The organism is Bacillus sp. B2-WWTP-C-10-Post-4, from assembly GCF_009183805.1.
GTDB classification, from domain to species: Bacteria; Bacillota; Bacilli; order Bacillales; family Bacillaceae_G; genus Bacillus_A; species Bacillus_A cereus.
In genome coordinates, this window is the sequence record NZ_WEII01000009.1 from 1 (window position 1) to 14,116 (window position 14,116).

Below are 14,116 nucleotides of genomic sequence, written 5' to 3' on the forward strand. Positions count from 1 at the left end.
AGCTAAAATAACAGATACGACAATATTAATAACTTGTCTTGAGAAAAATATAGACCATTTTCCGTGCGTGTTTTTTAATATTGTTGCAACAATATTAAGATTTAAACTCATAAGCATCGCTCCAACCCATGAAGCAAGAACAATTAAAAATGGAATCATGGTTGCTGCAAAGCCATCTGTATTGTTTGTTTTTTCGACAGATGATTGCACAGAATCAATGTTTAATGAACTTACAGCTTTCGTAATGTTTTCTGATAACTTTTGGGCCAATTCTTCTGACGGTATCACTGTACTTAGTTCGTTAGATAGGTTAGATGAAATAAACTTTTGTTTATACGCATATACGTTTTTATTAACTGTTTGCGTAATATCCTTTGCCGCGCCTTCCATAATCTGTTTTGCCAAAGATGAGTTTGCTTGATTGATGAAATAGTTAATCTCTGTAGTATTATTTTCTTTCAATAGGCTTGAGAAATTTGCAGGAATTTGAATAACCATATCTAAGTTCCTGTTATCCATGTCTTTTTGGGCGTGCGTTACCGAGCTATAGCTTTTAACTTTAAAGGGCAGATTTTCCTTCAAGCTTTTTTCAATATCAGTTCCCATTTGATTATCTTCATTAACTAATCCGATTTTTAATTGGTTTACCCGATCAGTAACACCATCGTATGCAGTCATCCACACACAAAAGAAAATTAACAGAAAGGCAAATGCTGTTGCAATTCCAATGAATGTTGGGGGGAATTTAAAGAAATTTTTTAAAATTTTCATTGTCGTACTCCTTGTTGTTTTATTATAGCAAGTACTTACTTGCATCCGGTGTAAAAAAAGACCTAGGGAGTTAGCCCCCTAGAAAATAGTTGGACACTATGTTTTAGAAAAATCTCTTTTGAATTTGAAAATAAATTGTCCCCGAAGCGTGAGTTAGAAAGAAAGTAACCGAAATTCATCCAAATAAAGTTCATCGCCTGAGCTTCCATATCAGTTTCAATAAGCTTTCCCTTTTCTCTCATCTCAATAAAATATGAAACCAAATTATCTTTTAATTGTTTAGGAATTAATGCAATTTTTTCTTTAAGCTCTGGGAACATTTCAGCTTCCTGAAAACTAATCAAAATTAAATCCTTTAACTTTTCTATATATGCAAGATATCCTTCTGCAATAGATAGCAAGTCATCTTCAAGATTCCAAGTCATCTCTCCAGGCATTAATTTATTCAATTCCATATCACGCGATAAAGATTCGACAGCTTTTTCCATAATATTCTTTTTGCTTCCGAAATTCCGAAAGATCGTTACTTCGTTTACGCCCGCTAATTCCGAAATCGAGCGAGTCGTCGTTCCCTTATAGCCATGAGTACGAAATAGTTCTAAAAAAGCCTCAATAATACGTTCTGATGTATTTGTCATTTCATTCACGTTTCATCCAACTTTCACATAATCTTTATCCAAACCCGAATGCAAGTCGTCACTTGCACAAGTAGAATAAACCTTTTTGATTAAAAAGTCAACTTTATAAAAAAAGCCGATTTCTTTATCGTATAGGAAATCGACTTTTGGCTTAATTATTGATTTAGTAATAAAAACACCTTTTTAAAATAACTATGTTTATACTATAGACGTTGATCTTTTTGGAAGTTTAGACGAAAATGATCCTCGTCATTATATACCCCAAATCCATACCCTTGCTCTTTATAAAATTTAATAATTTCAGGAAGGGCTTGTAATGTTTGCGCCTTTTCATGCATTAAAACAACTTCTACTTCTTCTGTTGTCTGTTTCTTTACATTATCGATAATCTGAGTTGGATTATTCCAATCATTTGAGTCTATTGTCCAATCCCAAACTTTTATTGCTGCTTCTACAATTTGGTTACGAATTTCCTCACCCTTTAATCCTGGTGCAGATCCATATGGCGGACGAACTAATTTAGGAGTTGTACCCGTAATATTATGGATAAGAGCTAACGTTTCTTTCATCTCCGTTACAAATTGTCCTTTTTTGTATAGCTTATCACTATTATGTGTCATACTATGAGCACCAATATAATGTCCTTCTTTTACCGCTCGTTTTACGTTTTCCTGAAAACCTGTATTTTGTAAATTGCTACCTTGCATAAAAAATGTCGCAGCAACATGTTGCTCTTTTAGTACATCTAAAAATTTCCCAGTTAGTTCGCTAGGACCATCATCGAATGTTAAATAAACAACCTTTCCCACCGGTTTTCCATCAGGTCTTTTCTGTTTTGCTGGTGGTGTTTCTTTTTTCTTTTCTTGTTGTTGCGTGTTAACTTGATTACTACTTTCGTTAGCTATTCCCTTCGCTGGGATAGAGTTCCATTTTCCTATTAAAAAGAAGGTGAAAAAGGTCGTTGCTAAAACAACTCCTAGAGATATTATTACCTTAGTTAGTCGACTTGTTTTTTTCTTACTTTGTGATTCTTTCATTATTTTTCGATCCTTTCCCTATTAATTTTTATATTCATTATTTATACAGCTGAGCATTAACTCCAGCTGATGTTTACAATAAATAGATTAATAGAGGAAGGTGAAGATAAAATGCAGATAATGTCGAATTTAGTTAAAGAATAACGTATGGCATCCACTCTTTAGAAAAATATTTGTTTCTCTAATACAGTTAAATTTAAAAACTGGATATACATCCAAAATAAAAGATACTACTCTTTCTAAACAATATTTTTATATCAAGATAACAACATACTGGTATAAAGATAAAATACAAAAATAGCCGTACTATTGAAATTCTATTATAATTTTGTAATTGGAATTCATTTGAACCAAATGAAGAACTAGAAGAAATATTATTATGTGGAGGTGCCCCGATGAACCTTGTAATTAGAGAGTTAGAAACAAATGATTTAGATAATCTCCCGGAGATTGATGACAGTTTTATAGTGAATGCTCGGTTAATTCTTTCTCTTTCCAAAGGAAATAAACGTATAGAATATACAGTAGAAGACGTTCCAAGTTATGAAAAAAGTTATTTACAAAATCAAGATGATAATGAAGAACTGGCTTACAATGAATATATAAATAAACCTAATCAAGTCATTTACATAGCACTGTTACATAACCAAATCATTGGATTAATGGTATTGAAAAAGAATTGGAACCACTATGCTTACATAGAAGATATAACGGTAGATAAAAAATATCGTACACTCGGAGTTGGTAAAAGATTAGTTGATCAAGCAAAGCAGTGGGCAAAAAAATGAAATATGCCAGGTATCATGCTTGAAACGCAAAATAATAATGTCGCAGCATGTAAATTTTATGAAAAATGTGGATTTGTAATTGGTGGGTTTGATTTTCTTGTTTATAAAGGTTTGGATAAGACAAGTGATGAAGTTGCAATTTATTGGTATATACATTTCAAATGATAATAGTTTATAACGTAAAAAACTCAAAATAAAACCCCAATTTCTCTATACTAAAATCGAGAAATTGGGGTTAAGTTATTTAAAACAAATAACTAATTAATAATCCTGCTGACAACAAGAAGCCGAAAATCGTATTTGTCATCGCTGTTGATTTCATTGCGATGCGCATATATCCAGGATCCTTTGCCCCTTTTTGGAAACTTTGAATCGCAGAAATTGGCTTTCTCAAACCTAGGAACATAACTAATGCCCAAGGGCTTATATAACCCATTAATACAATTACGGCAATCCATAAATACGCAATGAAAAAGGCTACCGCTAGTGTTACCACAGCTTTTTCTCTCCCAAGGAGGATTACTAATGTCTTTCTTCCACCTTTAATATCTTCTTCGATATCTCGGATGTTATTTGACATATTGATTGCACCTACTAAAATTCCAATTGGAATGGAAATCAATACACTTTCAATCGTTACAGTATTCGTTTGAATAAAGAAAGCAATGAGTACAAAACATGTCCCCATTAACAACCCAGAAACTAATTCTCCAAACGGGGTGTACGCAATTGGTAGTGGACCACCTGTATATAAATAGCCAACTGCCATCCCAATTAAACCAATAACCACTAACCACCAACTACTATTCATACAAATATAAATGCCAATAAAAGCTGCTACTACATACAATAAAAGCGCAACTGTTAACACATTTTTTGGCTTCAATCCATGACGGACAATTCCACCACCGATGCCAACGGATTCAGCGGTATCTAATCCACGTTTGAAATCATAGTACTCATTAAATAAGTTCGTTGCTATTTGCAATGCTAAACATGCAAGCATCATCGCAATAAATAACAGCCAATCAATTTTAGCAACATAAAGTGATGCCACTGTCCCTAAAATTACAGGAGAAAACGTCGCCGTTAACGTATGCGGGCGCGTCATCTTCCATATTAATTTAGCGGAACTAATTTCTTTTTCTGTCCCCATAACTCTGTTCAATCTCCCTACATTTTAAGTATAAATTACTAGCAGTATCTTTCTATCTATTTCCTGCCACGCATCCATTCATTATATCAATAAATGATTATCCTTTCTAACAAATCAACTTTTAATAAAGTAAAAATTATAAAATGAAACTTTAATCAGTAAGAGTTTTGGCATCCCGACTGATTATTAGTACATATGAATTGGGCTTTTATGGGCAGCCCCCCCTCCCATTTAAAATAGGATAAAAAAGAAAGCAAATTACTTCCAAACAACACCTCGCCTCTCATATTCCATTCTGTATTCAACGGCAGCCGCAATTTTAGGGCTTGCGAATCTTTCCGTGATCCAAAGCCCCAAATCAACTCCTGAAGTGACTCCTCTTGCAGTGATAACATCCCCTTGATCCGCAATTCTGTAATGAAGAAGCTCTGCCCCGTATTCACTCATTTCATCCTGTGCCAAATAGTGCATCGTTGCCTTTCGACCGTTCAATATACCAGAGGCAGCTAATAGCATACCTCCTGTACACACACCAGCAACGATTGTTCCTGCATTGTGCATCTCGCTAATCATTTTAGTCAAAGTTCCAAGCTCTGCTTGCTTTCGAGCCCCATGCTCTGCTTTATGATTCCAGCCACCACCAGGTACAATTAACAAATCTGGACGATTCTCCATTCGTAAAAAATCATGTAGTTTAACTGTAACTCCAAACGAGGTAATAACTTCCTGCTTTTGTTCACTCGAAACGAATTCAACTATAAATGGAGCCCCTTCTTCTATAGCTCTTTTCAGTACCTCAAACGGTGCGAAAGAGACAAGTTCTCCGAAACCATCAAACAATACTATTTGTATTTTCATTTTTAGAACACATCCTATGGTTTCTTATTTGAGTCCCAGACTAGGAGAATACATGTTATGTACAAGTTAATAATGAAGATAGTCTTTCTCCCCTCACTCTATAAACTTCCAAATGTTCTTCTAATTCCCTCTCATCACTTATTACACCTAGCGTTTTCTTCACAAAATTCCAATTCAAACTACCGGATAACCATAACAAGGAAGAAAATCTCTTATAATCATTTGGTGTTAAAATATTATGGGCCTTATACCCTACTAAAAATGAACTAGCAACCTTCGAACACACCTCATGAGACTGTACTCCTTCTGTTCGAGAATACCATTTTATTAAAAAGGCTAGTCCTTCAATGCGGTCAACATAACTAATAGATTCAAAATCCACAATTCCTTTTACCTTTTGACTTGAGCCCCATAAAACATTCAAAGGATTTAAATCTGTTTGTACGATAAATTCTAGTTCACTCGTATATGCGCACTCTATATGATATTTAGCAAGATCTATATACTCCCGCAATTCCTTACATGCGCTTGCCCTACTTTCTAACATATTAATAAACTCAACATACCCATCCAAATGAGATATCTTTTGAAAAATCGAGCTTTGAAATGCGCAAGAAATATCATGAATCTTTCTTGCTTCCTTTCCGAAGGCTTCTACAATGTTTTCTGTGCAATGCGTAATATGTTCTCCCTCAATCCAATTAGACAATACAAATCGGTATTGTTCATCATTCCAAGCGACAAGTGTAAATAGCTCTCCTGCCCTATTCTTGTTTATCTGCATAAAAGGAATTTCATGTTCGCGTAAATAATAGGTAAACCGTACTTGCTCTATCAGTTGTTCGTTTGATAACGCCCCAAAGGCTGGATTGATTGTTCGCTTGCTATTTATAAATCTTGCGGAATATCGCTTTCCATTTACCATTATTTTATAATGCAGATCCGTATTCCACCTATCCTTATACAATTCTTCTTCCACTGCTAGTGAATGAATTTCTTTAAAATAATTTATTAATATGTCTTTTATTATGTGTTTCATTCTATTCTCCTTTCATGCAAAAATTACAGTAGCCTTCTATCTATATAGATGAAAGAAGGCTACTAAATCTTTTTTTAAATTTAGATATTTCATAATGAATGTATTATTGATTAAATAATACATTTGTTTAATACAAGTACTCCGTAAGAAAAATTAACCGTCATAATGTAATTAACAAAGTGAGGATTTTCATTTAAATTTTATAAAACTCAAATGTATTCTTTTCTAAACATATTGTTTCATCAGAAGTTTTGATAATGATATCAAAACGCTGACTATACGAATGCATAAATACTTCATATTGAATCCGTCGTTCTTCATGAGACTGCCTTAAATAACTTATATCCGCTCCCCTTTCAGCTATATCCCGGCTTGATCTTCTCATTAGTTCCGTTTCGCCATCTGTATAAAAATAAATTTTCAAATCAAATAAATCAGGGTTAATAAATGCGGCACTCATTCCCTCCACAATCGTTACTTTATTTTTCGAAGAAATCAACTTACTTTTCATATAATGCGTATCTATCGTATAAAAATCTAGCCCAGCTCTAACCATCTGAATATCTCTTTCTAAAGCTGCCAAATGGTGTGCCGCTGGATGACAAGCTGTCATTTTATAACGATGATTTTCATTTTGATATGTATAGTGAATCACTGCATGCTTACGGATATCTGAACTGACAATGTAAGGATCTGTATTAATATAATTTGCTTCATTTTGATTTAGTAGATTTACGAGTCTATTAGCAAACGTTGTTTTTCCAGCTGCACCATGTCCTGAAATACCAATAACAATTTTTTCATCGCTCATCCTTAACCAATTTATAATTTCTTGTAACAACTTATCCATCATTCTCCCCCTTGCGCTAATATACTACCCTTTATTTCAACATCCGAAAATCCCTTTATTAAATTATACATAAAACAAGGAAGATATTGTAATTATTCATCATACCATCTCTAATTCTAAACAACTATATTATCTTTTAAATGAATTTATTATTTGTGAACACCTACATGATTAAATAGATTTCTAATTTTATCAATTCAATAGAATACCCTCTATTTTCCGGTAATTTATGCGAACCAATACAGTCATGACTATGTACAATAAAAAAAGAGCCAATCCCCTATAAGATAGAAGATTGACTCTTTCCTTTATTTACTCCCCTGTTTCAGAGAATCGCTTTATACGTTCACCAATTTCATCACGAACACGTTGAAATTCAGACCACTCTTTTCCTGCTGGATCATCAAATCCCCAATGAACACGATTTACATGCGGCGGAGTAGATGGACAAACAGAATCCGCATGACTACACAGCGTAACGACTAAATCAGCACTATTTAAAATGTTTGCATCAATTATATCTGATGTTTGATTTGTTATGTCGATATTTACTTCGTTCATTGCTTTAATTGCGTTTGGATTTACTCCATGTGCTTCAATTCCTGCAGAATACACATTCCACTTATCCCCTAAATATTGTTTACCCCACGCTTCTGCCATTTGGCTTCGGCATGAATTTCCCGTACATAAGAAATAGATTGTCTTTTTGTTTTCCATGGTATTTTCCACCTTTATTTTATATTTAGACTGGTTGGTCATTAAAATATTTACGTTTAAACCAAAAAGCAACGTTTACAAGTGCAATCATTACAGGTACTTCAACTAATGGTCCGATAACTGCTGCAAATGCTGCGCCTGAATGAATACCAAACACCCCAACTGCTACAGCAATTGCTAACTCAAAGTTATTACTACCTGCTGTAAATGCTAACGTTGTCGTCACCGGATAGTTTGCACCAATTTTTCTTCCCATAAAGAAAGATACAAAAAACATTACAATAAAATAGATTAATAACGGAATCGCTATTCTTACCACATCTAATGGTACGCTAACAATCATCTCCCCTTTTAAAGAGAACATAATGATGATTGTAAATAATAATGCAAGTAATGTAAGTGGACTAATCTTCGGTATAAACACCTTTTCATACCATTCTCTTCCTTTTAACTTAACGAGTACAAAACGTGTTAACATGCCTGCTATAAAAGGAATTCCCAAATAGATAAATACTGATTTCGCTACTTCTCCCATTGTAATATCGACAATAGCCCCTTCAATCCCTAACCATTCTGGAATGACTGTTACAAACACGTATGCATAAACGGAGAAGAATAACATTTGAAATACTGAGTTAAAAGCCACTAAACCTGCTGCATACTCTTTATCCCCATCTGCAAGATCGTTCCAAACAATTACCATTGCAATACAACGTGCTAAACCAATCATAATGAGTCCGACCATGTATTCTGGCTTATCAGGAAGAAAAATAATTGCTAAAACAAACATAAGTACAGGTCCAATAATCCAGTTTTGTACTAAAGATAAAACCAATACTTTTACATCTTTAAATACGCGGCCCATTTCCTCGTAACGAACTTTCGCTAACGGTGGATACATCATGACAATTAAACCAACAGCTAGCGGGATAGACGTTGTTCCAACTTGTAATGTATTCAATCCGTCTACTACACTAGGAAATACAAACCCTAAACCAATCCCAACAGCCATAGCTAGAAAAATCCATAGTGTTAAATATCGATCTAGAAAAGATAAACGTTTCATTTTATTTTCCATCTCCTATTAACAACAAGAATTTTGTTCTACTACGTTAGAAGTCGTGCAACAAGGTGCCTCTTCTATTTTATGAACATCACTCTGTGCTTTTGTATAAAAGAATTCCCACTCGTTCCCATCAGGATCCGTTACCCAAAACTTATCTTGAACCGCATAGCAACAAGTCGTATCCATCTCATCACGCGCAAAGAAACCTTCTTTTTCTAATCTTTCTTTATGTAACGTAATTTCTTCAGCTGTATCCACTTGGAAACCGAAATGATTTACCTGATTTCCCTTCACTTCATCTCGTACGTTTAGCGTGAAATTAAGTCCTGGCGTCTCTAATAAAAATTTTGCATAATCTACTTTCACCTTAACTGGTGACACACAAAATACCTTTTCGTAGAATTCAATAGACTTCTCTAAATCCGTAACATTTATACCGACATGAACATATCTCATAGCTTATTCCTCCTCTTTATATGTTATTAATCAATTTTTTTTGATTAATAACGCAAAATTTTAACAACAACTACCTTTGCCTGTTTTTCTAAAGATACAGCACAACTCTTCTGATAACAAATTATTCACTTCCGCATCATTTAAATCATAATAACTCCACGTACCTTTTGTTTCTTTTACAATTAAACCTGCATCTAATAAAATCTTTAAATGATAGGACAATTTAGATTGCGTCATTTCAAAAATCTCTGTTAAATCACATACACAAGTCTGGCCTCGCTGGCAAAGTTCATACATGATTTCTAAACGTTTTTGATCAGCCAACGCTTTAAACTTTTTCTCATATAACTGAAAATTTTGTGCCACTGTAGTTCACTTCCCTTCATCAACTTTTTTTGATGTTTATAGTATATACGCTAGTGAGTTTATTATGCAACTTATTAATCAATTTTTTTGATTTAGAAAAACTTCCTCCCATTATATCTTTTTACAACTTAATAGTTACAATATTTCCGAGAAATGGAGTCTCTATAACTATTTTAAATTTTAATTTGATCATTATAGAGTAGTGCCCCATCACCATCAATCTAAGAAAAACAAATACCCCAAAATGAGAAAAATCGATATAACTCTTCGGCAAATAAAGATAACTCTTGTTTTTAGTGCATAATCATAAAAAGCACGTCACCCTTCCTCATTAACATAAGAGAATAGTAACGTGCTTTCAATTTCAAAAATAGTCTAAATCCTTAAGTTGATGGTTGTGGGGCGGGCCCCAATAAGAACGGTATCTAAGATTGTATGAAAGGTGTTAGTTCCATTCAAAAGGCCTCAGCCGACGATTAACTCAAGTACCGGTTGATGACCCCCATGTGATGAAGTTCGTGTCCTGCGATGCCGTACGCGAGGGCGCGCGCCGTAATGCTTAGGTTGTTGGCTGTGCCCTTGCGGGTCCACGCCTCCGCCGGTAGCCCGCGCAGCAATGTGATCGTTGATTGCCGTACAGCCCGGTAGTCTTCGGCCAATTGCTCAGTTGTCCAACTTCCGAAAGGGGGCATGAACAATTCCTGATCGAAACCAGTCAGGGGCGTCTGGTCCCCTCTTGCGAACCGGAGCAGGCGGTAGGTCATGACGCGTTCCGCGTCTGCAATGTGGCCCACGACTTCTTTCAGCGTCCATTTTCCTTCCGCATACCGATATGCGGCCTGGCTTTCGGTCAACGATGCCAGTAGCTCGATCATTTGCTTTTCCTGGGCGAACAGAATATCGATGATATTACCGTCCGGCACCAAACGGATATATTCACCGGAGCTCCCGGCGTATTCTTCTTCTGACGGTCTTTGATTCATACGTAGTCACCTCTTTATGTATATATAGAAAATTATAGGACTCGTCTATGTCTAATCAATTCGCGAAATGATAGAACTTCCCTTCTAATAATCGAGAATAAGCAACTATTTAGTTGGTCAGTCGCCACACTATCCTGATTCGTTAGCACAATAAAAATTATCTGTTATACAATATTTCGAAGTTATTAATATATATAGGTAACACTTTTTTTTAATTTAAAGATGAATTTTCAATTATATTTTGAAATAGACCGAAGTAAAACACACTAGTCTAACTACTTTTCTATACAAGATTTTATGCAAAAAAGAATAGCGAAGACCCTAGAATCCCCGCTATATCAATGATGTATAAAATCTTGTATAAGAGATAGATAGACATAGAGACAAAAAATTTAGTAAAAATAAGGATGCTATGAAAAACTTGCTACCGATAATGGGATGTTATGTTAACCAAGCATGTATAAGATATACAGGATTTTATAACTCAATATAGAACATATAAAGAAGTAACAATATTTTTAAACTAGGAGATATCATATGGAACTAATAAAAAATGTTAAAACAATTGTTTTGGATCTCGATGGAACCTTATTAAATTCAAAAAAAGAAGTGTCTGAAAGAAATAAAAAAGCCATTTTAACAGCTCATGAACAAGGAATCATAGTTATTTTTGCTACAGCAAGACCGCCACGATCAGTTAAAGATTTTCTTCCTCATGAACTTCAAAACATTGCAACTATGGTTTATTACAATGGGGCTTTGATAGTGAATAAAGCATTAGATTATAGACAACATTATCCAATTGATTCAGCTATCACAAGTGAAATTATAGAATTTGTTATTACTTACCAAGCTGATGCATGTCTTTCCATTGAATCAGAAGATACATGGTACAGTAATAAAACATTAGATTATAAAAAAGCCATGACTACAGATGTAAATCCAACTGTAATTTCCTTAAATGAATTAAAAAAAGTTAATGCTTCAAAATTATTAATTTCACAATATTCTCATCATGAAAAGTTACAAAAACAGTTTGAACACAAAGTAAATACAATATGTACCGATGCAGGAACTTTAACGCAAATTATGGCAAAAGGTGTTTCTAAAGAACAAGCTATAAAGGAAATCTGCATTCAAAATAATATCCCTATAAGTGACGTAATGGTCTTTGGAGACGATTGGAATGATTTAGAGCTATTCTATGCATGTGGTTTTCCAATTGCTATGGGAAATGCAATACCTGAACTAAAAGATATTGCATATTTTATTACCGACACTAATGATGAAGATGGTGTAGCTCAAGTATTAGAAAAGTTAACTTGTACTGTTAACAACAGTTAAAAAATATAGTGTAGTTACTTCCGCTTTCGAAAATTATGTAAATAAGCTGTCCATATGGGCAGCTTATTGTATTTTTTTGCTTAGCGTGCAAAATTCGCGTCTTGTTCGCGGGACCCCAAACAGTACGATTTTATTTCAAAGACACAACGTTCTTACTACACATTTTTTATTTATCCCACACTCTCATATGCTAGTATTACTATTTTTTATTACTAATGTTGCCGTTTCACTCGGATGGCTAAGAGGAAAATGATGGCCATATGGAACAAAATCAACCTTACCAAGATGCGATGGAGCAGAATAACCTCTGTCATAATCCCCCCAAATAATGTGAAGATTATACTTTGTTACTTCATTGAAATCACCTTGATCGTTTTTCAGTAGTAAACTGTTAAGCTGAACCGTAGTATTTAAAATTCTAGGGGAAGTAAAACTTTTACTTATTTTTTCAATATAATGTTCAGGGATGCTCTCCATACTTTCAAACAAACCATTACTTAATAAATAACGCCCTATCAAATTAGTAGTTGCCAATTTTAATGTCCATTTGTTCATAAATTGAGGAACATTTAGCGATTTAGCATTTTTTTTAGCAACAGGTGGCTGAAGTAAAGTGATTGCATACTTCTTATCTATGTACTCTTTTACCAATGCTTCTAGAAGAATAAACGCACCGAATGAATGGCCAATTAGATGTGCACCATTCACAGCTTTCTCCAATAACTTTTTCACTACATTCAAATAGATATCTAGAAGATTTTTCTCCCGTTTAAAGGGAGAACGTCCCAAACCTGGAAGATCCAAGATCCATACAGGTTGACCAGTTTTTTCATGAAGCTCTTGTGCTAAAGGAAATAAATCCTCTCCATCACTCAATAAACCATGTAATAATATAAACGGTTTACCCTCTCCTTGTAATTGGTAAAGGGTAGTGTTATCGCATAATGTTCGTTTAAATACATGATTATGCTGGCCATTTTGATCTATCATTCGATAATCCAGATCAGCTACTACGGCAGGGAGAAATTTCATTACACTCGTCTTCTTAAACCAATCCCCTCCCATAATTTTTTTCGCTGAAACATTTGAAAATTTTCGTTTTGTAATAAAATTCAGTCCATCAGAAGGAATTTTTGTTATTTTACTTACTCCACTATTCATAATTGTTTTCATAAGCGGCATTGGAACCGAGATCTTTGGTGCCTTCATATTCATACTTTCCGACATAATACTTAATAATTCAGCAATGTTCTGATCGTGCTGTTTGTCTTCAACAAGTGTATATGTTTGAATAGTCGGTTGCTCCAACCTGAAAACCTGCACAATAAACTTCGCAAACTCATCGTTTGAAATAAGTGGTAACCTATATCCCTTACCTCCAGGAATCACTGGCATGAGCCCTCTTCGCATACTCATCACAAGCAAACCTAATCCTGCTATCTGCTCTGTACTCCCTGTTTTGCTACTACCGACTACAGTTGGTGGATTAATTACAGAAAGCGGATAACCTACTGCTGATGCCTGTTGACGGATATAAAGATCTGCTAAAAATTTTGTTCTCTCATATGGATTTTTTATTTTCAAATAACTGTTTCCTTCTTTAAACACATCAATTGCAATCTTGCTATTTTTATCATCAAAGGGGCTCATATAACCTACAACATGAATAAATTGTTGCAAGCCCTTCAATTGATGAATACTTTTAGCTAATTCACTAATATGTTTGGCACCATTTAAAAATATGGAAGCTGCCTCTTTACTTGTCGCTTGAATATCCATGGGGCCTCCTGCGTGAATAATCACATCCGTTTTCAATACCCTCTCCTTATCTTCAGCACTTAGACCTAAATCTATTTTCGTCAAATCACCTTCAATAAAGTGCATAACTTCCTTTTTTAAGATGCCTCTTTCTTGAAAAAGACGTATTGCTTTACTTTTCGACCTCACTAAAAGAAGAATTTTAACATCCTCTTTGGCTAATTCTTTCACTAATTGCTTTCCAATAAAGCCTGTTCCACCAGTTAAAAATACTGTTCTCATATAAAAT

Annotated in this window: 14 protein-coding genes and 1 pseudogene; 2 read left to right on the top strand and 13 right to left on the bottom strand. The window is 34.4% G+C overall.

Annotation, left to right across the window (positions count from 1 at the left end):
* The 3 genes from GBN78_RS06845 to GBN78_RS06855 all read right to left on the bottom strand — a co-directional run.
* The coding region (locus tag GBN78_RS06845; protein WP_152127104.1) for a YhgE/Pip domain-containing protein at nucleotides 1-771 on the bottom strand (771 nt) is incomplete at its 3' end.
* A gap of 62 nt (nucleotides 772-833) precedes the next feature.
* Nucleotides 834-1,418 carry a TetR/AcrR family transcriptional regulator gene (locus GBN78_RS06850; RefSeq protein ID WP_001004645.1) on the bottom strand — a complete coding sequence of 195 codons (585 nt, stop codon included), beginning with the start codon at nucleotides 1,416-1,418 and terminating at the stop codon, nucleotides 834-836.
* 194 nt (nucleotides 1,419-1,612) lie between these two features.
* Nucleotides 1,613-2,446, bottom strand: a complete 834-nt coding sequence (locus tag GBN78_RS06855) for a polysaccharide deacetylase family protein (RefSeq protein ID WP_152127106.1) — start codon at nucleotides 2,444-2,446, stop codon at nucleotides 1,613-1,615.
* 395 nt (nucleotides 2,447-2,841) lie between these two features.
* Between GBN78_RS06855 and satA the strand changes: the two are divergent.
* Nucleotides 2,842-3,399: pseudogene (gene satA, locus GBN78_RS06865) on the top strand (streptothricin N-acetyltransferase SatA).
* A 79-nt stretch (nucleotides 3,400-3,478) separates the two neighbouring features.
* On the opposite strand, the gene menA reads toward satA, so the two are convergent.
* The 9 genes from menA to GBN78_RS06910 all read right to left on the bottom strand — a co-directional run bounded on the left by menA (nucleotide 3,479) and on the right by GBN78_RS06910 (nucleotide 10,725).
* Nucleotides 3,479-4,390 carry a 1,4-dihydroxy-2-naphthoate polyprenyltransferase gene (menA, locus tag GBN78_RS06870; RefSeq protein ID WP_000536369.1) on the bottom strand — a complete coding sequence of 304 codons (912 nt, stop codon included), beginning with the start codon at nucleotides 4,388-4,390 and terminating at the stop codon, nucleotides 3,479-3,481.
* A gap of 258 nt (nucleotides 4,391-4,648) precedes the next feature.
* Nucleotides 4,649-5,248 (bottom strand): DJ-1/PfpI family protein, encoded by a 600-nt coding sequence (locus GBN78_RS06875; RefSeq protein WP_000701553.1) that lies wholly within the window; start codon nucleotides 5,246-5,248, stop codon nucleotides 4,649-4,651.
* A gap of 55 nt (nucleotides 5,249-5,303) precedes the next feature.
* Nucleotides 5,304-6,287: a phosphotransferase gene (locus GBN78_RS06880; RefSeq protein ID WP_152127108.1), complete on the bottom strand. Its 984-nt coding sequence runs from the start codon at nucleotides 6,285-6,287 to the stop codon at nucleotides 5,304-5,306.
* 193 nt (nucleotides 6,288-6,480) lie between these two features.
* A complete protein-coding gene (locus tag GBN78_RS06885) occupies nucleotides 6,481-7,137 on the bottom strand; it encodes a uridine kinase family protein (RefSeq protein ID WP_000359532.1) in 657 nt (218 codons plus the stop codon).
* Between the two features lie 312 nt (nucleotides 7,138-7,449).
* Nucleotides 7,450-7,854: an arsenate reductase (thioredoxin) gene (arsC, locus tag GBN78_RS06890; RefSeq protein WP_000428354.1), complete on the bottom strand. Its 405-nt coding sequence runs from the start codon at nucleotides 7,852-7,854 to the stop codon at nucleotides 7,450-7,452.
* A gap of 25 nt (nucleotides 7,855-7,879) precedes the next feature.
* Entirely contained in the window at nucleotides 7,880-8,920 is a 1,041-nt protein-coding gene (gene arsB, locus GBN78_RS06895; RefSeq protein ID WP_000826557.1) for an ACR3 family arsenite efflux transporter, read from the bottom strand.
* A gap of 18 nt (nucleotides 8,921-8,938) precedes the next feature.
* Nucleotides 8,939-9,376 (bottom strand): ArsI/CadI family heavy metal resistance metalloenzyme, encoded by a 438-nt coding sequence (locus tag GBN78_RS06900; protein WP_050821974.1) that lies wholly within the window; start codon nucleotides 9,374-9,376, stop codon nucleotides 8,939-8,941.
* A gap of 60 nt (nucleotides 9,377-9,436) precedes the next feature.
* Entirely contained in the window at nucleotides 9,437-9,742 is a 306-nt protein-coding gene (arsR, locus tag GBN78_RS06905) for an arsenical resistance operon transcriptional regulator ArsR (RefSeq protein ID WP_000068188.1), read from the bottom strand.
* 476 nt (nucleotides 9,743-10,218) lie between these two features.
* On the bottom strand, nucleotides 10,219-10,725 hold the full coding sequence (locus tag GBN78_RS06910; RefSeq protein ID WP_152127110.1) for a DinB family protein: 507 nt from the start codon (nucleotides 10,723-10,725) through the stop codon (nucleotides 10,219-10,221).
* A 537-nt stretch (nucleotides 10,726-11,262) separates the two neighbouring features.
* Here GBN78_RS06910 and GBN78_RS06915 point away from each other — a divergent pair.
* Complete coding sequence (locus GBN78_RS06915) at nucleotides 11,263-12,069, top strand: HAD family hydrolase (protein WP_152127112.1); 807 nt, start codon at nucleotides 11,263-11,265, stop codon at nucleotides 12,067-12,069.
* 183 nt (nucleotides 12,070-12,252) lie between these two features.
* Here the strand turns inward: GBN78_RS06915 and GBN78_RS06920 are convergent, their stop codons facing one another.
* Nucleotides 12,253-14,109: an alpha/beta fold hydrolase gene (locus GBN78_RS06920; protein ID WP_152127114.1), complete on the bottom strand. Its 1,857-nt coding sequence runs from the start codon at nucleotides 14,107-14,109 to the stop codon at nucleotides 12,253-12,255.
* Nucleotides 14,110-14,116: the final 7 nt, after the last annotated feature.